We start from the raw sequence: 22,329 nt of genomic DNA on the forward strand, positions 1-22,329 counted from the left end.
CTACTGCGCCTCCTCCGACCAAGCTAATGCTCCGTCAACAAATGTCATAAGTGTCTTTCCTTTGACTGTCCACCCTGTAAATGGTGTATTGACAGCCATTGATTCAAATGCTTCTGCATCAATTGGTGCAGCTGTTGCTAAGTCAAAAACTGCAATATCTGCTGGTGCACCAATTGTTAGTGTTCCTGCGTTTAATCCAAAAATTTCTGCCGGTTTCACTGCCATCCAATCAATCACTTGTTCTAATGTGAAAATGCCTGTTTCGACAAAGTTCGTATAAATCAATTGGAAGGCCGTTTCACTACCGACAATGCCAAAAGGTGCGTTTAAAAATGATTGTTGCTTTTCTTCTAAACCATGGGGCGCATGGTCGGTAGCAATACAGTCAATCGTGCCATCTAACAAGCCGTCAATCAATGCTTGTCGATCTGCTAAACCACGTAATGGCGGGTTCATTTTCCAAAACCCTTCGTCACCAGGAATATCCTCATCGACTAAAATTAAATGGTGTGGCGAAACTTCGGCTGTTACGTGAATCCCTGCTTTTTTAGCATCTCGAATAACGCGCACACTTTCTTCTGTTGAAACATGACAAACATGATAATGAACGCCTGTTTCTTTTGCTAAAGTAATATCCCGAGCAATTTGCGAAGCTTCCGTTGCACTTAAAATCCCTGGTAGGCCTAATTTCTTAGAAACTTCTCCTTCATGCATCACACCACCAAATAATAAAGATTCATCTTCCGTGTGCGCAACAAGTGCCATATTTAATGCAGCCGCTTCTTTCATGGCTAAGTACATCGTTCCTGCCGTTTGGACACCAACACCATCATTCGTAAATGCAAAGGCGCCCGCTTCTTTTAAGGCCTTCTGATTGGTTAAAACTTCACTCCGTAGCTCTTCTGTAATGGGGGCATATTGTAAAACTTTCACGACTGCATCTTTTTGAATTAAGTCGTAAACCTCACTTAATTTTTCAGCCGTATCTGGTACTGGATTCAAATTGGGCATTGCGCAAACCGTAGTAAAACCACCGCGAGCAGCAGCTTTACTACCCGTTTTAATCGTTTCTTTATACGTAAAGCCTGGTTCTCTAAAGTGAACATGCACATCCACCAAGCCTGGCGTGATTAGTTGGCCTTTCGCATCAAACACTTGCTCAAAATCTGCTTCGTCAAACGATTCTCCGATTGCGTGAATCACACCATTTTCTAGCCAAAGTGCTGCCTCAATCAATTGATTCTCTTTTTTGATGATTTTTCCATTCTTAATTAACGTCTTCATTTCTCCACCTAGGCCTTTCCATGTAAAATTGCTTCTAAAATTGCCATGCGCATAAAGACTCCATTACTCATTTGCGCGACGATTCTTGATTGCAGACTTTCCACTAATTCATCTGCCAGTTCAACATCCCGATTGACTGGCGCTGGATGCATAATAATTGCGTGTTTCTGTAAACGAGTTGCCCGTTCGTTGGTTAAACCATATTCCAAATGATAGCCTTCTTTTGAAAAACTTTCCTTACCATCATGACGTTCGTGCTGCACGCGAAGCAACATCATCACATCGACTTTTTCAACAATTTCATCTAGCGGCACATATTGTCCATAGACATCAAACTGATGATCATACCACTCTTCTGGACCTGAAAAATAAATTTCAGCGCCTAAACGGTTTAATAACTGCATATTTGATTTAGCAACGCGAGAATGTGTAATATCTCCCACAATCGCCACTTTCAAGCCTTCAAATCCACCAAATTCTTCATAAATGGTCATCAGATCCAATAAACATTGTGTAGGGTGTTGTCCACTCCCGTCCCCACCGTTAATAATAGAACATTGAATCGTTTTACTTTGAATCAATTCATCGTAATAATTTTCTTTACCATGACGAATGACTGCTACATCTACACCAATTGCCGACATCGTTAGTACTGTGTCGTATAACGTTTCTCCTTTTTGAACAGAACTTCTACTTGCTTCAAACTCAATCACTTCTAAGCCTAATTTTTTCTCAGCTACCTCAAAACTTTTATGTGTTCGAGTACTATTTTCAAAAAACAAGTTTGTTGCAAAATATTGACGTTCTTCTGGGTGCCATTTTGCTCCCTGTTTAAATTCTCCTGCGCGACGGATTAACCCCATGACTTCACGGTCGGTTAAAGCCTCAGCAGTTAAAAGATGTTTTAAACTAATTCGTTCAGATGTAATAATCATTCGTCCAGTCCTCCTACTGTTCTTCGCTACGTGCGTTTTCCGGTAAAATTAAATTCAAAACAATTCCTAAGACGGTTGCTAATGCCATTGAAGACAATTCAAAGGTTCCTACTTTGAAGACTAAGCCACCAATGCCGATGACTAAAATTACTGAAGCAATCAATAAATTCTTTTTCTTATCAAAATTAATCTTATTATCGATTAAGATTTTCAAACCACTTGCGGCAATCACACCGAACAAGACGAAACTAATTCCTGAAATAACTGGTCCTGGGATACTTAGAATCAAGGCACTTAATTTTCCAACAAAGCCTAAAGCTACAGCGAACACCGCGGCTCCACCAATCACGAAGACACTGTGTACTCTTGTAATTGCCAGCACGCCGATATTTTCACCATAACTTGTAACTGGTGGTCCACCAACAAAACCTGCTACAATTTGCGCTAAGCCATCTCCCATTAAAGTTTTAGATAAGCCTGGGTCTTGGAAAAAGTTGCGCTTGGTTAATTTATTCAAGACCATTAAATGACCAATATGTTCTGTCATTGTTACAAAAGCAATTGGTGCCATTGTTGTAATGGCATTTAAATACAATTTCGGTTCATATTGAACAAAAGGTACTTCAAAATTCGGTAAAGCAAACCAAGCAGCTTCTTTAATAGGGGTTAAGTCAATAATTCCGAAAGCTAAAGCGACTAGGTACCCACTGACAATTCCTAAAAGAATTGGAATTAATCCTAGGAAGCCTTTGAAAAACATGTTGTAAAAAATGGTTAAACCTAAAGTAATTAAGGCTACGGCAATATATTTAAAATCATAAACGTTGTTGTTATACATTGCGTTATTTGCGGCATTAGCTGCCAAGCCTAAACCGATAACCATCACGACAGGTCCTACAACGATAGGCGGTAAAATTTTATCCAACCAGTCGGAACCAATTTTTTTAATGATTAATGAAACGATTAGGTATACCAAGCCGGTTGTCATAGCACCTTGGGCAATGGCTGGATAACCATCACTCTTCATTAACATCTGCATCGCTGCAATAAAAGCAAAGCTACTGCCAAGATAAGCGGGGATTTTTCCTTTTGTAGTAATCAGATAGACCATTGTTCCTAATCCTGAACTGACTAACGCAATCCCTGGGTCAATTCCCACTAAGATTGGTACTAAAACCGTTGCGCCAAACATCGTAAATAAATGTTGTAAACTTAGGCCAACCCAGTGAAAAGCTTGCGGTCTGTCTTTAATATCTAAGACTGCATCCTCATTTCGAAATTCTTTTTCTGACAACGTTGTTCACTCCTTTTTATTCGTTTCCTTTACTGATCATAATACGATCTGCGCCGTCACGCTCTTCCATTTCCACAATAATTTCCTCAGTTTTTGATGTTGGAATATTTTTTCCTACATAATCGGCACGAATCGGTAGTTCCCGATGCCCACGATCTACTAAGACTGCTAAAGAGATTTTTCTCGGACGACCTAAATCCATAACAGCGTCCATCGCAGCACGAATGGTCCGGCCCGTGTACAAGACATCATCCACTAAAATAACTTCTTTACCTTCAATTGAGACTGGTACGTCAGAAGAATGTAATTCAGGTTCCTCCATATCTTTCACATCATCACGATACAAAGTAATATCTAATTCACCAACTGGCACGTCAATATCTTCTAATTGTTTTAAGCGTTCGGCTAGACGTTGTGCAATGTATATCCCACGCGTTTTAATTCCTACTAAAACAATGTCTTGAATTCCTTTGTTTCTTTCAATAATTTCATACGAGATTCGAGTAAGCGCTCGTTTCATTGTGACTGCGTCAACAACTTCTTTCTTTGACATAATAATTTCCTCCTCATTCTTTTTTATCTACGTCCTCGCTGTCTTGGGGTCAGCGATTCTTCCTTCAATTGAGCAGCTGAAAAATAAGTGGGTTTTTATTGAAATTGTCCTGTTATTTTTTCCAACAAAAAATCCTCCTACCCGTATGAGGATAGGAGGATGTTGGTTACAGTTTAAAAAGGTACAAGGGTACCATGTAGCCCACACAACTTACTAACTAAGCGCACCTAGTGTTCTTTTGCATGATTCCTTCTTAGCCTCACGGGACTAAACTTAAAGGTTACAGTTATTTAGTTATTTTTCTTCTTAAAAAAGAGTTTACCTCTTCTTCAGAAAAAAATCAATGATTATTTCTTAATTGGTGTAAAGTTTTTTCAAAAACTTCTGGTAAAGGCGCTTCAAAGACTAATTGTTCACCTGTAGTAGGATGTGTAAAGCCTAATAACTTCGCATGTAAAAATTGTCCATTGCCAGGCAACGTTTTTTTCGGTCCATATAATGGATCTCCAGCTAATGGATAACCGATATATTTCATGTGAACACGGATTTGATGTGTCCGGCCTGTTTCTAGTTGTAATTCAACTAAGGTAAATGCATCAAAACGCTCTAAAACAGTAAAATGCGTGACTGCTTCTTTACCGCCTTCAATGACCGCTTGCATTTTGCGGTCAACCTTGGAACGACCAATAGGCGCATTTATCTCTCCCTTATCGTGAGGAATAACACCGTGGACCAAGGCAACGTATTTACGTAATGATGTTTTTTCTTTTAGCTGTTTCGCTAATGATTCATGGGCTTGATCATTTTTAGCCACCATCAATAGCCCCGAAGTATCTTTATCAATTCGATGAACAATTCCCGGTCGCACCACATCATTAATCGCCGATAAGTGATCCGCATGATGAAGTAACGCGTTCACTAATGTACCATTGGGATGCCCTGCCGAAGGATGAACAACCATGCCTTGAGGTTTATTGACAACAATCACATCATTGTCTTCATAAACAATGGTCAAAGGAATATCCTCTGCTACCATATCTAGAACTTCTGGTTCAGGAATTGTTACAACAATTTCATCGCCTGCTGTAACTTTGTAATTTGCGCGGACCGTTTCACCATTAACTGTTACGTGTTTTTCTTTTAACCATTGTTGAATTTGCGAGCGGGAATGATTGGGTAAATGTTCACTTAATACTTTATCAATCCGGCCTTTTTCTGTTTGAATCGTTACGTTAATTTGTTCCATTTTTGCCTTCCTTTGCTGCTTTTTCATCTAAAATCAAATAAATAAATATACAAATAACGCCGACCACTAACGTACTATCTGCAACATTAAAAATAGGAAAATTCATAAAATCCGTTTGGAGCATGTCCACCACGTAGCCTAAACGTACACGATCAATAAAATTCCCAATGGCACCTGCTAAGACAAAAGATAAACCTACAGAATACCAGATACTTTTTTTATAATTCTTAATTAATAAATAAATAATCACGACACTAACAATTACTGTGATGACATAAAAGAATATCATCTTTCCTTCTAATAAGCTCCAAGCGGCTCCGGTATTTCTTAAATGGGTCAGCGACAAAAATCCAGGAATGAATTCTTTTGTTTCACCCAAAGAAATGTTTTGGACCGTCAAATATTTGCTCCATTGGTCAAGCCCTACTAATAAGGCACTGATTAAAAAATATACTACTAACAATCGCGTCATTCCTTTTCTCTATGAATACTTGCTAAATCTCTTGGTCGAACAATGCCTACTAACTCACCATTAGGATGGCCACTTTTACTAATAAGCACAGCTTCTAAGCGTGGCTGCTCCCGAAACATTTGTTCAACTTCAAAAACGGTTGCTTCAATTGAAACAAATTGATAGTTGCTGCGTTTATAATTTGATGCCAACAATTCTCGCACCGTTCGGTTGGCAATGTGAACTTCTCCTTTGGTGCTCTCAATGGCAAACCATACACCAATCCCTCGAACCGTGATTAATCCTTTAAATACACCTTTTTCATAAATCGGAAATTGAGAATATTGTTTTTTTGCAATAATCGTTAATAACGTTTCTAAAGAAGTGGTGATTTCAAAAGCTGTAACACGTTTCGCAAATTTAGGCACTACTTTTTCTGGTTTTGTTAAAGCTTGTTCAATCGTTTCAATTCGTTGAACTGCCCATTCGTTTGGCTCTGCAATTACAAAATCATCAGCAATTCGCTCATGAACGATGGCATTTCTTAACTGAGCCATTTGAAGCAAATCCTCTTCAAATTGAGCAATCTGTCCTTTTTCTTTTCGGGAAAGACGTCTTGTCATTTCACTGAATCCCATATTGACAGGATTGTTCAGTCTCTCTCTCATCCACTTTTCAATGCGATTAAAGTGTGCTAAAAATGTATCTGCTCGTTCCCCCATAGTCGTTGCTCCTTATAATAAACTACGCAATAAATTTCCGTCATCATTTTTTATTGAGCTACTTTAAAGTATATACTAAAAATAGGTCTCAGGAAAGAGCGGCTTTAAAAGAGACCGCTTGCTTGACCCGTTTCGTCCACATCCATATTTAACGCAGCAGGAACTTTCGGCAAGCCAGGCATCGTTAAAATGTCACCCGTTAACGCCACGATAAACCCTGCACCGATTTTTGGAACTAGTTCACGAATTGTAATCGTAAATCCTTCTGGCCGTCCTAATTTTTGAGGATCGTCAGAAAGTGAATACTGTGTCTTCGCCATGCAGATTGGTAATTGATCCCAACCATTTTTTGTAAAGTCTGCGATTTGTTTTTGCGCTTTCGGAGAAAAAATCGCCTGTTCCCCGCCGTAAATCGTTTGTACAATGGCTTGAATTTTTTCTTCAATTGTTTGGCGAGGGTTATATAAAGGTTGAAACTGCTTTGTATTGGCTTCAATCTCTGCTACCACTGTTTTCGCTAGATTCGTGCCACCTGCGCCACCTTGCGCCCAAACACTTGTTAACTCGACGGGCACGCCTAACGCTTGGCAGGCTTCTTTCAACAGTTGAATTTCCTTCTCTGTATCCTGTGTAAACTCATTAATTGCAACAACTACTGGTACATCATAACGTTGCATGTTTTGAATATGTTTTTCTAAGTTGGCAAAGCCTTTTTGTAACGCTGGTAAATTTTCTTCTGCTAACTGATCTTTCGCCAAACCGCCATGCATTTTCAACGCGCGAATCGTTGCCACAATCACAACGGCATCGGGTGCTTTTCCTAAAGAAGGTACTTTAATATCTAAAAATTTTTCGCCACCCAAGTCGCCACCAAAACCTGCTTCTGTTACGACATAATCCCCTAGATGCAAAGCCGTTTTTGTCGCTAAAATACTGTTACATCCATGAGCGATATTGGCAAAAGGACCACCGTGAACAAAAGCTGGAGTTCCTTCAATCGTTTGAACTAAATTAGGTTTTAAGGCGTCTTTTAATAATAAAGTCAGGGCACCTGCCACGTTTAAATCTTTAACCGTCACCGGCTCTCTTTGGTCATTATAGGCGACAATAATCCGACTTAAGCGTTCTTTTAAGTCCGTTAAATTTTGCGCTAAACAAAGAATCGCCATAATTTCGCTTGCCACAGTAATATCGAAACCGTCTTCTCTTGGTACACCTTGGAAAGGACCGCCTAAACCAACAACGACCTGTCTGAGCGCACGATCATTTAGATCCACTGCACGTTTCCAAATCACCCGCCGAGAATCAATCTTTAATTCATTTCCTTGCTGTAAATGATTATCTAGTAACGCAGCTAAGGCATTATTGGCTGTCGTAATGGCATGCATATCACCAGTAAAATGCAAATTGATTTCTTCCATTGGTAATACTTGTGCGTAACCGCCACCTGTTGCGCCACCTTTAATCCCCATCACAGGACCTAATGATGGTTCTCTTAGGGCAATAACTGTTTTTTTATTGATTTGATTTAATGCATCTCCTAAACCAATGGTCACGGTTGACTTTCCTTCTCCTGCTGGCGTTGGATTAATCGACGTAACGAGGATTAATTTACCTTCTGGTTTCGCTTCTAAGGATTGAAGCGTTGGAAAATCTATTTTCGCTTTGTATTTCCCATAAAGTTCTAGCGAATCTTCTGAAAGACCGATTGTTTCGGCAATCTCTTGAATAGGTTTTAATGTTGCTGCTTGTGCAATGTTAATATCTGTCTTCATAACGGACCCCTTTTCAATTCTTTATCGTCTTTGTGACACATTGTTTCTTTTAAATTATAGCTTGTATTGAATAGAATGGCTAGAATAACCTTTTTTAAACAACCCAACCATTGACGTTTGGTAGCCTTTTCTCGTATAATGAAAGTGTCTTTACAAATCTAAAAGGAGCGTGAATTGGATGCAAAAAGGAATTGTCAAATGGTTCGATAACAGAAAAGGTTATGGTTTTATCGTTTACAACGAAGAAGATGAGATTTTTGTCCACTTCACTGCTATAGAAGGTGACGGATTCAAATCACTTGATGAGAATCAATCTGTAGAATTCGAGATAATGGAAGGCAATCGTGGGCTACAAGCAGCACATGTCAAAAAAATAGATAACTAAAAAAGCTGAACCAACAGCGCTTAGCTCCAAAAAGTAAGTAAACGTAGCGTTTGTTTCAGCTGATTATTTTAAGATTTTGAGAGTGGGTCACCAGTCGTTTCGACTTATGACTCACTCTTGTTTTTTTCTTCTTTTTTATGAAGGCCCAAAGAATGATCTTCTGCTACCTTCAATTCAGGCTTTTTTACCTTAAGTGCCTCAAGAAATAACGGAATCGTTTTCTTTTTCATTAAAAAGACTTTTGAGCCTTCCTTAAATTCTGAGGAAAAAATTTCGATGCTTTTTTCATTGTAGGTTACTTTTTCTATCTGAGAAAGCGGAAGTGCTTTTTTGCGAAACCATAAAACATCTCTGACAATTAAAGATGTTTCTGTCAGGTTAAAAGACCGCGCAATTCCTAGATACGCAAACACAAAAAATGGAACCATCACCAGATTACTAATCAAGTAAGGACCATTATTTTCCAATGCTAAAATTAAACTAATAAATAATATACAAAATGTGCAAGACCAGTAAATAATTGTTGATGCTAATTCTGGCTGCCAATAGAATTTCTGTTTTTTCATAAAGTGCCCTCACTACTTCTGGATCAACGCCGCTAAATTTAAATATGTTATAATAGTAACATACTTTTTTTAAGAACAAAAAGAAATTAGGAGTAATTTTATGTTAAGAATTTATGTAGATGCTGCAACAAAAGGCAATCCAGGTGAATCTGGCGGCGGTATCGTTTACCTCACCGACCAATCGCGGCAACAATTGCATGTGCCTTTAGGCATTGTTAGTAATCACGAAGCCGAATTTAAAGTGCTGATTGAAGCTTTAAAGCAAGCGATTGCCAATGAAGACAATCAACAAACCGTTCTTCTCCACTCAGATAGCAAAATTGTTGTCCAAACAATTGAAAAAAACTATGCTAAAAATGAAAAGTACCAGCCTTATTTAGCAGAATATCAACAACTAGAAAAGAATTTCCCTTTGCTCTTAATCAAATGGCTACCTGAAAGTCAAAACAAAGCGGCCGATATGCTCGCACGGCAAGCATTACAAAAATTTTATCCCAATAAAAAGTAGCACTGTTTACTTAATGCTTTTCCTTTATTAATTTGATAATTAAACACGTGGAGCAAAAATCCCTAGTGATTTTTGCTCCACGTTTAAAAACAGATAAACGGTTCTGTCTCGACTTCTTCTTATAACCACTTATTCTTCTGTCGTTATTCCCGCAAATTGTCCATTGGTTAGCGAAAGGATTGCTTCAGGCGCTAATTCAATTTGCATGCCACGTTTGCCTGCAGAAACAATAATTGCAGAATATTGTTGAGCTTCTTCAGCCAAATAGGTGGGAAATTGTTTTTTCATCCCAATTGGGGAACAGCCCCCACGAATATAGCCTGTGGTTGCTTCTAAATCTTTTAAGTGAAGCATTTCTACCTTTTTGTTGCCACTAGCTTTCGCTAATTTTTTCAAATCTAATTCTTGATTACCAGGAATGACAGCCACGACTGGACCTGTTTTATTACCTACTGTAACCAAGGTTTTAAAAATTCGTCCTTTGTCAATACCTAAACTTTCAGCAACACTTTCTGCACTTAAATGATCTTCGCTCCAAGCGAATTCATATTCTTTATATGGTACTTTATGTTGTTCTACCATGCGCATCGCATTCGTTTTTTGTTGTGTTTTTTTCTTTGCCACTTTTTTCACCTTCTGAATCACTTGTTTTGTTCGAATGTCTTTAAATAATTTCTTAATACTTGTACGGATAGTTGGCCCGGTGCGGACGCTTGCTGGGCTGAGCCAAAAGTTAGTGCCGACCCGAACAGTTGACCTGTTACGCGACTAATCATCCCTAACTGTCCCATTGACATAGTAACGATTGGGACGGATGCATAATGGGTGTACATTTCATTGGTTGCTGAAAGTAACGTAAGTACATCTGTCGCATCTTGTGGCATCACAGCTATTTTACAAATATCCGCCTGACGCATTTGCATTTGGCGTAACCGCGCGACAATCTCCTCTTGCGACGGTGTTTTCTGAAAGTCGTGATTACAGAGAACAATTTTAATCCCCATCTTTTTAGCTTCGTAAATTAACGTATCTGCCGCCAGCGGATTCGCAAATAATTCAATATCTAATAAATCCAACGCACCCTTTTTCACTAATTCATGATACAAAGCAAAATAATTTTCCTCAGAAAAAGCCATTTCGCCGCCTTCTTTTTGTGTACGAAAAGTTAACAATAACGGTTTTTGCCCCAACCGTTCCATTACTTGTTGTGAAAGATTACATACATCGGAAAAATCAGCGACATTTTCATAATAGTCTAAACGCCATTCCACCAAATCACAATCTAGTGTTTGGCTCGCCGTTGCTTCGGCCAAAATATCCTCGGCTGTTGGAGCAACAATGGGCACCACAATTTTGGGATTCCCTTCACCTATTCGCACATTTTTGACTATAACTGGCTTCACAGTTCCACCTAACTTCCTCGTTTGTTTTTCTCTCTTCATATCATACCATTTCTATTCTTTTTTGCAATTTAAAGAGCTACAAAGACACCTAGAATTAGGAATTCCCTAACACTAAATGCCTTTGTTTGGGTTATTTAACTCTTTCTGTTGTTACGTTAAACTTCCGTACTTTGTAACTGATACATATCCGCATAAAGGCCACCTTCTGCCAGTAACGTTTCGTGCGTTCCTCGTTCTACAATCTGCCCTTTGTCTAAAACTAAAATCAAGTTTGCATCACGAATCGTCGAAAGGCGATGCGCAATCGCAATTGTCGTTCTCCCTTGACGCATTTTGGCTAATCCTTCTTGAATCAATCCTTCTGTTTCTGTATCAATATTAGCGGTTGCTTCATCTAAAACTAAAATTTTGGGATCAGTCACAATCGTTCGTGCAAACGAAATTAATTGACGTTGTCCGCTAGAATAACTCGCTCCTCGTTCAATGACTTTCGCATGATAGGTATTGGGTAACGTGTGAATAAATTTATCTGCCTGAACAAATTCCGCAGCCTGTTTAATTTGCTCATCTGTAATATTGGGATTCAGTAAACGGATATTTCCAGCAATATCTCCATAAAACATGAAAGCGTCCTGTAATACTAAGCCCATCTTTTCTCGTAATTCTGTCATGGGAAAATCACGAATGTCACGATCATCAATTAAAATCTGCCCTTCATAAAATTCATAGAAACGCATGAGTACATTAATAATTGAACTTTTACCACTTCCTGTATGACCGACTAAAGCGACGGTTTCCCCGGGATTCGCGACAAAGCTAATATTTTTCAATACTTCGTTTTTGCCGTCATAAGAAAAAGTAACATTGCGAAATTCAATTTTCCCGCGAATAATTTCCCCATTCGCACCTACTGATTGTTGCGGCGTTAATTCTTCCGTATCCATAATTTTTAAAATACGGCTACCTGCGACAATCCCATCTGTAAAGATACTTAGGAAGTCCATCATTTGTGTCATCGGATTAAAAAAAGCTTGGACATATGTTACAAAAGCATAAATCATCCCCGCTTCTACAGGAGAATGTAAAGCATCGATGCCAAACATAGTTAAGGCCAATGCAATCGCCAACGTATACAACAAATTAATGATGGGACTTAATAATAACGAATTCATACGAATCATTGCTACTCGTGTTTTTAAATAATCATCATTGGTTTCCTCAAATTCTTTTTCCAAACGCTTTTCTTGGCGAAATTGTTGAATGATTTGCATACCAGAGATGTATTCATTTAGTTTGGTGTTTAATTGACTTAATTTTTCCCGCATACTGCGATATAATTTTGAACTAAATTTTTGGTAATACCAAATCACAACTAATAAAATCGGCAAGAAAATTAGACAATAAAATGAGATTTCTGGACTGAGTTGAAACATTGCAAAAAATGACGAGATTACGGCAAAAATTCCTGTAATCACCATTAGGAATACATACCAGAATTCAAACAATGTTTCTGTATCATTTGTAACACGAGACACCGTCGAACCCGCTGGTGTTTGATCAAAATAACGCATACCTAAAGTGTGTAATTTTTCAAATAATTTCACTCGTATATATTGATACGTTTTTAAAGAAGCCATCGAATACAAATACCATTGGAAAAACCAAACAATACTTTTGACAATGACACCAAAAAAATAAATAGCAGCAAAAGTTAGAATCACCTGCATTGTAGCAGCTTTAGGCGTTAAATAATTATCCATAAAAACTTGAATGACTCTAGGCAAAAGAATATTGATAATTGATAAGACAAATGCAAAGAGAATAGCTGTGTAAAACATGCGTCGAAACGGTTTGGCAAAACGAAACAAACGCTGAACAATCGTTAATTGTTCTTTCAACGGTAATTCTCTGGACCATTCGGATTGATACTTTTCTTCCATTAACTCTCACTCCCTTCAATTTTCGCTTCTAATTGCTGTTTTTCCCACATCCGCTGATACCAACCCTTCTGAGCCAGTAACTCTTGATGCGTCCCCCGTTCAATAATTTTCCCTTCATCCAACACTAAGATTTCTTTGGCATGCATGACACTACTTAAACGATGCGCTGTAATGATAGTGGTTTTTTCTTGGCGCGTTTCTTTTAGATTTGATAAAATCGCCTCTTCAGTCTTCGCATCGACTGCAGATAAGGCATCGTCTAAAATTAACAATTCTGGTTCAACAATCAAGGCCCGTGCAATAGAAATCCGTTGTTTTTGTCCTCCAGAAAGCGAAACGCCACGTTCCCCAACCATTGTGTCATAGCCTTCAGGGAATGCTTTAATTTCTTGGTTAATAAATGCTAATGCTGCCGCTTTTTCAACTGCCGCTTGTTCCAAGTCTGGTTTAGCAAAACGAATGTTATCTCGTACCGTCATGGAAAAGAGAAAATGGTCCTGTGGCACGTAACCCATTGCACCCATCAATGCATCTAATGTGTAATTTTTAATGTCATGTTTTCCAAAGGAAATCGTTCCTTGGTATTGGTCATATTCACGCATCAACAACTTCAAAATAGTGGTTTTACCAGCGCCTGTTTTGCCAACAATCCCCAAAGTTTCTCCTTCTTGCAACGAAAATTGGATATTTTCCAACGCCACTGCCTCTTCTTTTGGATAAGAAAAAGAATCAATCTTCATTGAAATTGTTCCTTGCGCCATTGTTTTGATGGCATCTTTTCGTTCGATAATATGCGTTTTTTCATGCAATAATTCGTTCACACGATCGTAACTAGCATTCCCACGTTCCAACACATTAAATAAGCGCCCAATCGCAAACATTGGCCAAACTAGCATCCCAATATAGGCAATGAAAGAGACCAACTGACCTAAACTAATCGTTCCTTCCATGATGAAACGACCACCAATAATAATTGTCAAAACATAAGAAACACCAATAATCAGCGTAATAAAAGGATCAAACAGTGCATCTAAAAAGTTCGTTCGTTTATTTTTGACGATAGCATCATCAATTTTCTCTGTAAAATCAGCAAGATCTTCTTTTTCTTGCCCAAATGTTTTAATGACTTTAATTCCAGTGATACTTTCTTGTGTTTTATCATTAATCGCTGAAAAAGCAGCTTGTGAATCTCGAAAGGCATCATGCAACTTAGAACCTAAAACTCGTGAAGTGACGGCTAATAAAGGCAGCGGTAATAAAGCAATTAATGTTAAGCGCCAATCGACAAATAGAATCATTGCGATAATCGTTGTTCCTCCCGTAATCACAGAGTCGGCAAACGTTAAAATCCCAGCTCCAGCCACATTTTGGATGGCATTTAAATCATTGGTTGCATGCGCCATCAAGTCACCTGTCCGATATTTCTGATAAAAGATGCTATCCATTTTTGTGAAATGATGAAATAATTGAGTCCGTAGCTCTTTTTCCAAACGAGCGGCACTCCCCCAAATATGCATCCGCCAAATATAGCGAAAAAGATATTGGGCAAGCCCAGCACCAATCAAGAGTGCAACCCACACGATAATTTTCGTTAAGCGAATTTCTTTGTTAACGATTTCATCTACAACGACGCCAATAACTTTGGGCGGGACTAATTGAACAAGAGCGACCATCATTAATGAGAAAACCCCAATAATATAACTTTTTTTCTCTTGCTTAAAAAACCAGCCTAATTTTTTGAATATGGACATTCAGTTGTCCCTCCTTTACTTTGTTGTTCTACGAAGACTACTTTCGAGCTAGAAGGTTTCTTCGTTATTGTGTTGTTTTTGATTAAACGTCTCGCTCTTTTCCTCCTAGATTATCCTATTCTCCCGCAAAACAACAAAAAAACGGACTGAAAATCAGCCCGTTTTTACACTTATTCATGATTACCTGAATAACCTTTACTATTTTCCTTGGTTTTTCATTTGTTGCATCATTTGTCTAACCTTTTTCTCTGACGGTTTTTGACCCATTGATGCCATCATCATGCGTAACATATCCTCATTAACGGGAGGATTTTTTTTGAAATAATCTTGCATATATTTGCGTGCAAGGAAAAAGCCCCCTGCAGCGCCTACTAATAAAGCGATTACTGCGATTAATACTACCCAACCTGTTGCCATTGAAACTCTCTCCTCTCCGTATAGTTTTGCTCTCAATGAATTATTTTACTAGAAATAGCAAAAAAAGAAAAGTTCTTTTTGCGGGATTTCTCTTAAATAATGAAAAAAGTCTGATTTTTTTGCAAAATAGTGATTAAAAGTCAAAAATATACGCTCTTAAATGTCAATAGGACCTTTAAGAGCGATTGTTGCTTTAGTTTTGTCCTTGAATTTTTTCTAATAATTCTGGATCAAATGTTTGATTTTTTAACATCGCAATTTCAAAGACGTAAGGGGCCTTTTTATTTTTTTTGTCTTCTCCGACATAAGGTGTTTCTAAAATTTTTGGTAAAGCAGTTAATTTTTCATGGTGAACCACACCGTTTAAAGCTTCAAAACCAATAGTGCCAAAGCCAATATTGGCATGACGATCTTTATGTGAGCCCATAGGATTTTTAGAATCATTCACATGAATAACTTTTAAACGATCCAATCCGATAATTTTATCAAATTCAACTAATACGCCATCAAAATCATCTTTTACATTATAACCTGCATCATTAATGTGGCAAGTATCCAGAGTGACAGAAAGTTTATCATTCAGCGTAACTCCGTCAATAATCGCAGCTAGTTCGTCAAATGTACGGCCGATTTCGGTCCCTTTACCAGCCATTGTTTCTAAAGCGATTTGAGGGATTTGCTCTTTCCACAAGACTTCGTTTAGACCTTTAACAATTTGTTTGATGCCGGCTTCTGGACCTGCACCAACATGCGCACCTGGGTGTAACGTGATTTGCGTTGCTCCCAACGCTTGTGCTCGCTCAATTTCTTGACGCAAAAAGTCTACGGCAAAACCGAAATTTTCCGTTTTAATTGTATTACCTAAATTAATAATATACGGGGCATGAACGACGATATTACTTAAATTGTGTTCCTTCATAAAAGCTTGCCCAGCTTCAATATTCATTTCTTCAATCGGTTTCCGGCGCGTGTTTTGTGGCGCACCTGTATAAATCATAAAGGTTGTTGAGCCATAACTAGCCGCTTCCTCGGCAGAGCCTAATAGCATTTTCTTGCCACTCATACTAACGTGTGATCCTAATAACATGTGGTTCCTCCTAATAATTCTTCTTTTTCTTTTGGTAGTGTTGATACTGTTGCAGCCATTCTTCTAGCGTGATTTTTGTTACTAATTCGCCAATTAGTTCATAGGGTATTCGCTTAGGATTAGTGAAGCGAAGACAACTTTTCCCCATGTTTAGCTTTGTTGACACTTGTTCCTGATAGGCTTCTTGAAACCAACTTCGGACGGCTTCATTTCCCATTAATCCCATGTGATATAAAGCTACTTGCCTTTTAGTAGCGCCTAAGCTGATAAATGGTAACGGTTCATCACCACGGTTGAGATAGCCTTCTGGAAATACTGAAAGCGGCACAACAAAGGTTGGCATGCCATATTGCATTGTTAATTCAAATCCTGCTGGCAAATTTTGCGAAACGACGTCTAATACTTGCTGATAAGCAATTCGCCAGTTTGGTTCAACTGTTTCGATGTATGCTGTAACTGTTTCAATTGACTGCGCCATTATTTCTTCCTTTGCTGATAAAGCGCTTTGGTTTTATAGCCTTCTTTTAAAATGGCTAACATTTCAGTTTGCCGCTTTTTCCGTGTCTCCGCTCGCTTTGCACTAAATACATACCGCGCCCACTCTTTTTGATAACCAGGCGTTAATGCAGCGAATGTCGCTGCAGCAGCTGGTTCTGTTTGTACCAACGCTTCAATTTCTGGTAAATATTGAACATAATCCCCAACAGCAGAACTGGTCTGATTCTTCGCTGGCTTTTTAAGAACATTCTTCATGCCGACAACCGTAAAAGTCTCATCTAAACTAACCATACGATTAAATTTTAAAGTTGATCCTTTAATATACCCATCTGCCTCGTTTACTTGTAATGTTGGAAAAATTTCATCTCGGTGGACAAAAGTTGGATACATTTTATTGCCTTTTTTCGGATAAGCCACATATAACAACCCATTTTCTACTAAATGTTGACCTTCAATCACCATTGAAACAATCTCTTGAAATTCCGCCATCGTTTTTACAAATGCAAAAATCAGCTCAACTGGTTCTGAGGGTAATTGCTGCGCGGCTGAAGCAAATTCAGATAGATACTCTGCCCGTGGTCTATTTAAAATAACTGGGTGCTGATACTTCGTTAAGTTTAACTTTTCGACAATTGATTTCATAACCTACTCCTTATAGCGACTGCACTTTTTATTCTAGCATAGCACAAGTTATCTGTAATTGAATATGCCCAATAGTAAAAAAGAGTTTTTTGTAACATTTGTCCTTTTGATTTTCAGCTTTTTATTTCAATACTATCTTGACAAAGGACTTTTCTTACAGTCCTCCTTATTGTTGATACAACAATACCCACCCATTACTTTTCTAATATAGTCTATAACAAATTTGAATTTTTATTGTAGACTTTTGTGAACATTGATATACTATCTTTATCGTCTATATGCTTTAACCAATACTTTTCCTTAATGAATCACCATAGAGAGGAATAATAGTCTAACTTTATTAGTGATTAACACTTTGGACATTCACAAAAAGCTTGAAGCAATAAATATATTAGCAATAATAATTTTACTGGAAAGGTGGTGAAATAGAGTGGGAATGTTTACAAAAGGACAAAAAAGTGCTGCAGAATCTATTTATCAAAAAGAAATAAAAAAATTTTTAAAACCTAAAGATGGTTTAACTCATCTAGTTATGGTAAATAGTTTTAGTAAATGGATTAATCAAAATTTTGGCTGTGAGGACAAATACACTACGCAAATTGATGAAATAATATCTTCTATGCAGTTAGATGGTTATGAAATTGTTGATATAAAAATTGATTCACTACAAAATCAAGGTCTGTCAGGATCTATGGAAGGTTTCCATACAGTAATATTATACAAGTAAGGATTGGCTATCTGTAGTGAGACTTAAAAATTAGACAGAATACCGACCAGAGAAACTTGGTCGGTATTTTTATATAATAAACCGTTCAAGATAATGTTGGTGACTATTGATTCTAGTACTATAAGCAAAACTTTATAAAAAGACTTGCTTACATTAAGGTAAACAAGTCTTCCTAAAGCAAAATATTAAGCTAGTATTAACTGTTAACTATTATTTTTAATTTATAAACCATATAAGATTGAAGTTGACAGTTTTTTAGTATTTTAACAAGAAATATTTTTTCTTCCCGCGACGAATCACAGTAAATTGCCCTTCGATTTTATCAGTTTCTGTCAATTCAGCTGCTAAATCTTGTCGACGTTCTCCATTGACGTAAATCGCTCCATTTTGAACATCTTCACGGGCTTGACGTTTGGATGGTTCTATTTTTGAGGTAACTAATAAGTCGACTAAACTTAATTGATCCTCTGGTTGCACCTCGTACGTTGGTACATCTTTAAAGCCTTGTTTAATTTCTTCTGCTGTTAAGCTTTGGATATCTCCGCTGAATAAAGCTTCTGAAATTTTAACCGCTTGATGATAGGCTGCTTCACCGTGGACTAAAGTAGTGACTTCTTTGGCTAACGCTTTTTGCGCAGCACGTTGACCTGGGTTTGCTGTAAATTCTTCTTCAATTGTTGCAATTTCATCCAATGTTAAGAAAGTAAAGTATTTCAAGAATTTCACGACATCACGATCATCTGTGTTAATCCAGAATTGATAAAATTCATATGGCGAAGTTTTTTCCGCATCTAGCCAAACTGCGTTTCCTTCTGTTTTACCAAATTTGGTACCATCTGCTTTTGTAATTAAAGGCATGGTTAAGCCGAATCCTTGAACTTCTTGTTCTCGGCGTAATAATTCAATCCCTGAAGTAATGTTCCCCCATTGATCACTGCCGCCTAATTGCAATAAACAGCCTTCTGTTTCGTACAATTTCAAGAAATCATACGCTTGTAATAATTGATACGCAAATTCAGTATAAGAAATTCCTGTTTCGATTCGGCGTTTCACGCTTTCTTTACTCATCATATAGTTAATTGTAAAGTTTTTTCCAACATCACGTAAGAAATCAATTAATGAAAGCTCTCCAAGCCAATCATAGTTATTTGCTAGAATCGCTGGATTTTTTTCATCTTCAAAATCGATAAAACGTGACAACTGGCCCTTAATACTTTCAGACCAAGCTTTCACTGTATCAAGTGTGTTTAAACTACGTTCTGCATCTTTGAATGATGGATCACCAATCATGCCTGTTCCGCCACCAACTAAAGCAATGGGCACATGACCATTTTGTTGGAAACGACGTAACATGAGAATTGGCAGTAGATGCCCGATGTGTAAACTGTCTGCCGTTGGATCAAAGCCGATATATAATTTAACAGATTCTTCATTTAATTGTTTTTGTAAGGCTTCTTCATCTGTGACTTGGTAGACCAACCCACGGGCTTTTAATTCTTCAAAAAAAGCTAAATTCATGATTTTCCTCCTATAGTAAAACATAATAATAGATCAAATTCCCCTATTCATAGTAACCGATTCTGTCACACTTGAAAAGTCAAAAAATGAGATTTCCCTATTTTCTCTTAAGTTTTTTCAACAAAAAATGGCAATTGGTGTAGAAACTATTCATAGAAGCTTTTTTTTGCTATAATAACACAGAATGTATCATTTTATTGAGGTGAAGCTTTTGAAAAATAATTCAAGTAACAATAAGCAAAAACCAACGACCTCTTCTGGCGGCAATGTCTTTTTACTTATTTTAAATGTCATTATTCGCGTTTTTCAGTCATTAGTGGTTTTTGGGGTTATTCTGATTGTCTTAGGTGGCTCTCTTGGCTTAGGTATCGGAATGGGCTATTTTGCTTTTCTAGTTGAAGATACACAGCCCCCAACGAAGGAAGAATTGCAAAAAGAAATCAGTGATATTACCGAAGTGTCAAAAATGACTTACGCAGATGGTACTCCGATTGCTAACATCAAATCAGATTTAATTCGGACACGAATTAATGGCGATCAAATGTCTCCATTGCTAAAAAAAGCCATTATTTCAACAGAAGATGAATATTTTGAAGAACATCATGGGGTAGTACCAAAAGCGCTAGTTCGAGCGTTGATTTCTGATGCGACAGGTATCGGCGGTTCTTCTGGTGGTTCAACATTGACTCAGCAATTGGTAAAACAACAGATTTTAACTGACGAAACGACTTTTAAACGGAAAGCCAACGAAATTTTATTAGCTTTACGTATTGAAAAATACTTCTCTAAGGACGAAATCGTGACAACTTATCTAAATGTCTCCCCTTTTGGTCGTAATAACAAAGGTGAAAATATTGCAGGCGTGGAAGAAGCAGCCAAAGGACTCTTTGGTAAAAGTGCCAAGGACTTGAATCTTCCTCAAGCGGCCTTTATCGCAGGACTTCCCCAAAGTCCCATTGTTTACACGCCCTATACTAACACTGGTGCCTTGAAAGACGATTTGTCTTTAGGAATGAAGAGAAAAGATTTTGTTCTTTTCAGTATGTACCGAGAAAAAGCTATTTCACAAAAGGAATATGAAGAAGCCAAAGCTTACGACTTGAAAAAAGACTTTTTACCAACTGAACAGGCCAATGTCAATACAGAAGGCTATCTATACTACACGGTGTTAGATAAAGCAGTTGAGATTGTCATGGATTTAGATATGAAAAAAGCTAAAGTTAATCGTGATGATTTAGATCAAGTTGGTTTAGATCAATATGAAGAACAAGCACGTCGCGAAATCCAGTCGCAAGGCTATACAATCCAATCGACCATTGATCAGAACATTTATAACACGATGCAAACCGCTGTCGCAAATTATGGTTATTTGCTTGATGATGGAACTGCAGATGTCAATGGGAATACAATGATTGAAACTGGCAATATTTTACTGGATAACGCTACTGGTCGTATCCTCGGTTTTATCGGCGGTAGAAACTTCGATATTAATCAAAACAACCATGCCTTTAATGCCGATCGTCAAGTTGGTTCTACGATTAAACCAATTTCTGTCTATGGTCCTGCGATTGATCAAGGAATCATTGGTTCTGAAAGTCGTCTGGCCAACTACCCAACGACTTATGCTGATGGTCGTGAATTTGTTAATTCCACAAATGTGGATTTAAATCAATTCGTGACTGTTCGGAATGCCTTGAATTGGTCTTTCAATATCCCTGTCGTTCATGTTAATAATGAGCTAAGGAAAAAAATGGGTGATGATAATTTCTCTTACAATCACTACTTAAGTAAAATGAACTATCCAGCTTCAGATGCTTGGGCTTACGAATCTGCGCCATTGGGTTCAGTAGAAACAAATGTTGTAACACAAACAAACGGCTTCCAAGCGCTTGCTAACAAAGGTAAATATCAAAAAGCCTACATGATTGAAAAAATTACAGACAATAGCGGGCATGTAGTCTACGAACACAAAGATGAAGGAACGCAAGTTTATTCACCGGCGACCGCTTCTATTATGAATGACTTGTTGCGCTCAGTGGTGGATTCTGCGAATACGACAAAATTCAAACCAACATTAGCTGGCTTGAATCCTCATCTAGCTAGTGCTGATTGGGTCGGAAAAACTGGGACAACTGATGAGTTTAAAGATTCATGGCTGATTGTCTCTACCCCAACTGTGACACTAAGTTCTTGGGCAGGACATGATCTACCAGCACCAATGACGATGACCAGCGGCGACAATAATGGGAATTATATGGCGAACTTAGCCAACGCGCTGTACTATGCGAATCCAGAATTGTTTGGCATTGGTCAAAAATTTGAATTAGATCCAAGTGTCATTAAATCAAAAGTTTCTGAATTTACTGGTGAAAAACCTGGCTCAATTACCTATAATGGTGCCAAGTTCAATACACCTGGCAAAACAACGACTTCATACTATGCCAAAGATGGTGCACCACAAAGTACCTATAAATTTGGGATCGGTGGAACAGACAGCAATTACGCTTCTTACTGGGGAAATCTTGCTCCACGTGCCACTACAAATAATAACAACAATAAAAACAACGATAATAAAAAGAACAATAATTAACTCGCTAAAATGAGCCAGAAAAATACGTTTTCTGGCT

General features: G+C 37.9%; 22 protein-coding genes. 4 read left to right on the forward strand and 18 right to left on the reverse strand.

All coding sequences use genetic code 11. From position 1 onward, the window contains the following. From IGL23_RS07265 to IGL23_RS07300, 8 genes are all read right to left on the reverse strand, one after another. A complete protein-coding gene (locus IGL23_RS07265) occupies positions 1 to 1,284 on the reverse strand; it encodes a dihydroorotase (RefSeq protein ID WP_002364044.1) in 1,284 nt (427 codons plus the stop codon). Between the two features lie 8 nt (positions 1,285 to 1,292). Continuing rightward, positions 1,293 to 2,219 carry an aspartate carbamoyltransferase catalytic subunit gene (locus IGL23_RS07270; protein WP_002357411.1) on the reverse strand — a complete coding sequence of 309 codons (927 nt, stop codon included), beginning with the start codon at positions 2,217 to 2,219 and terminating at the stop codon, positions 1,293 to 1,295. 13 nt (positions 2,220 to 2,232) lie between these two features. Further along, a complete protein-coding gene (locus IGL23_RS07275; protein WP_002357410.1) occupies positions 2,233 to 3,513 on the reverse strand; it encodes a solute carrier family 23 protein in 1,281 nt (426 codons plus the stop codon). A gap of 16 nt (positions 3,514 to 3,529) precedes the next feature. Further along, on the reverse strand, positions 3,530 to 4,072 hold the full coding sequence (gene pyrR, locus IGL23_RS07280; RefSeq protein ID WP_373419613.1) for a bifunctional pyr operon transcriptional regulator/uracil phosphoribosyltransferase PyrR: 543 nt from the start codon (positions 4,070 to 4,072) through the stop codon (positions 3,530 to 3,532). A 334-nt stretch (positions 4,073 to 4,406) separates the two neighbouring features. Further along, on the reverse strand, positions 4,407 to 5,312 hold the full coding sequence (locus tag IGL23_RS07285) for an RluA family pseudouridine synthase (RefSeq protein ID WP_002371061.1): 906 nt from the start codon (positions 5,310 to 5,312) through the stop codon (positions 4,407 to 4,409). Then, positions 5,299 to 5,775: a signal peptidase II gene (gene lspA, locus IGL23_RS07290; protein WP_002360174.1), complete on the reverse strand. Its 477-nt coding sequence runs from the start codon at positions 5,773 to 5,775 to the stop codon at positions 5,299 to 5,301. The genes IGL23_RS07285 and lspA overlap by 14 nt, the downstream gene beginning before the upstream one ends. 5 nt (positions 5,776 to 5,780) lie before the next feature. Beyond that, complete coding sequence (locus IGL23_RS07295; protein ID WP_002360173.1) at positions 5,781 to 6,485, reverse strand: CBS domain-containing protein; 705 nt, start codon at positions 6,483 to 6,485, stop codon at positions 5,781 to 5,783. Between the two features lie 104 nt (positions 6,486 to 6,589). Further along, the gene (locus IGL23_RS07300) at positions 6,590 to 8,260 is read right to left on the reverse strand and encodes a formate--tetrahydrofolate ligase (RefSeq protein WP_002371060.1); all 1,671 of its coding nucleotides are present in this window, start codon (positions 8,258 to 8,260) and stop codon (positions 6,590 to 6,592) included. A 178-nt stretch (positions 8,261 to 8,438) separates the two neighbouring features. Between IGL23_RS07300 and IGL23_RS07305 the strand changes: the two genes are divergently transcribed. Next, positions 8,439 to 8,645 carry a cold-shock protein gene (locus IGL23_RS07305; RefSeq protein ID WP_002357404.1) on the forward strand — a complete coding sequence of 69 codons (207 nt, stop codon included), beginning with the start codon at positions 8,439 to 8,441 and terminating at the stop codon, positions 8,643 to 8,645. Between the two features lie 104 nt (positions 8,646 to 8,749). On the opposite strand, the gene IGL23_RS07310 is transcribed toward IGL23_RS07305, so the two are convergent. After that, a complete protein-coding gene (locus IGL23_RS07310; protein ID WP_002366775.1) occupies positions 8,750 to 9,211 on the reverse strand; it encodes an EbsA family protein in 462 nt (153 codons plus the stop codon). 100 nt (positions 9,212 to 9,311) lie between these two features. On the opposite strand from IGL23_RS07310, the gene IGL23_RS07315 reads away from it, so the two are divergent. After that, positions 9,312 to 9,719, forward strand: a complete 408-nt coding sequence (locus tag IGL23_RS07315; protein WP_002357402.1) for a ribonuclease HI family protein — start codon at positions 9,312 to 9,314, stop codon at positions 9,717 to 9,719. Positions 9,720 to 9,848: 129 nt separating this feature from the next. Here IGL23_RS07315 and ybaK read toward each other — a convergent pair whose 3' ends face one another. The 8 genes from ybaK to IGL23_RS07355 form a co-directional block, all read right to left on the reverse strand. Next, on the reverse strand, positions 9,849 to 10,364 hold the full coding sequence (ybaK, locus tag IGL23_RS07320; protein WP_025186625.1) for a Cys-tRNA(Pro) deacylase: 516 nt from the start codon (positions 10,362 to 10,364) through the stop codon (positions 9,849 to 9,851). Then, a complete protein-coding gene (gene aroD / locus IGL23_RS07325) occupies positions 10,361 to 11,122 on the reverse strand; it encodes a type I 3-dehydroquinate dehydratase (RefSeq protein WP_002365737.1) in 762 nt (253 codons plus the stop codon). Before aroD ends, ybaK begins: the two co-directional genes overlap by 4 nt. Before the next feature lie 155 nt (positions 11,123 to 11,277). Further along, complete coding sequence (locus IGL23_RS07330; RefSeq protein ID WP_033594791.1) at positions 11,278 to 13,062, reverse strand: ABC transporter ATP-binding protein; 1,785 nt, start codon at positions 13,060 to 13,062, stop codon at positions 11,278 to 11,280. Beyond that, positions 13,062 to 14,813, reverse strand: coding sequence for an ABC transporter ATP-binding protein (locus IGL23_RS07335; RefSeq protein ID WP_033594793.1), 1,752 nt, complete (start codon positions 14,811 to 14,813; stop codon positions 13,062 to 13,064). Before IGL23_RS07335 ends, IGL23_RS07330 begins: the two co-directional genes overlap by 1 nt. Before the next feature lie 198 nt (positions 14,814 to 15,011). After that, positions 15,012 to 15,230 carry a YneF family protein gene (locus IGL23_RS07340; RefSeq protein WP_002357397.1) on the reverse strand — a complete coding sequence of 73 codons (219 nt, stop codon included), beginning with the start codon at positions 15,228 to 15,230 and terminating at the stop codon, positions 15,012 to 15,014. A gap of 193 nt (positions 15,231 to 15,423) precedes the next feature. Next, positions 15,424 to 16,317 (reverse strand): deoxyribonuclease IV, encoded by an 894-nt coding sequence (locus IGL23_RS07345; RefSeq protein WP_430619633.1) that lies wholly within the window; start codon positions 16,315 to 16,317, stop codon positions 15,424 to 15,426. Positions 16,318 to 16,327: 10 nt separating this feature from the next. Then, positions 16,328 to 16,795 carry a DUF1801 domain-containing protein gene (locus tag IGL23_RS07350; protein ID WP_002369299.1) on the reverse strand — a complete coding sequence of 156 codons (468 nt, stop codon included), beginning with the start codon at positions 16,793 to 16,795 and terminating at the stop codon, positions 16,328 to 16,330. After that, entirely contained in the window at positions 16,795 to 17,457 is a 663-nt protein-coding gene (locus tag IGL23_RS07355) for a YdeI/OmpD-associated family protein (protein WP_033594795.1), read from the reverse strand. Before IGL23_RS07355 ends, IGL23_RS07350 begins: the two co-directional genes overlap by 1 nt. A gap of 436 nt (positions 17,458 to 17,893) precedes the next feature. On the opposite strand from IGL23_RS07355, the gene IGL23_RS07360 reads away from it, so the two are divergent. Beyond that, the gene (locus IGL23_RS07360; RefSeq protein WP_002393362.1) at positions 17,894 to 18,184 is read left to right on the forward strand and encodes a hypothetical protein; all 291 of its coding nucleotides are present in this window, start codon (positions 17,894 to 17,896) and stop codon (positions 18,182 to 18,184) included. A 255-nt stretch (positions 18,185 to 18,439) separates the two neighbouring features. On the opposite strand, the gene tyrS is transcribed toward IGL23_RS07360, so the two are convergent. Next, entirely contained in the window at positions 18,440 to 19,702 is a 1,263-nt protein-coding gene (gene tyrS / locus IGL23_RS07365) for a tyrosine--tRNA ligase (protein WP_430619634.1), read from the reverse strand. Between the two features lie 184 nt (positions 19,703 to 19,886). Here tyrS and IGL23_RS07370 point away from each other — a divergent pair, with 184 nt between their 5' ends. After that, positions 19,887 to 22,292 (forward strand): transglycosylase domain-containing protein, encoded by a 2,406-nt coding sequence (locus IGL23_RS07370; RefSeq protein WP_033594797.1) that lies wholly within the window; start codon positions 19,887 to 19,889, stop codon positions 22,290 to 22,292. Positions 22,293 to 22,329 lie beyond the last annotated feature (37 nt).

Source organism: Enterococcus sp. MSG3299, from assembly GCF_050555765.1.
In the GTDB taxonomy this organism is placed as follows: domain Bacteria; phylum Bacillota; class Bacilli; order Lactobacillales; family Enterococcaceae; genus Enterococcus; species Enterococcus faecalis.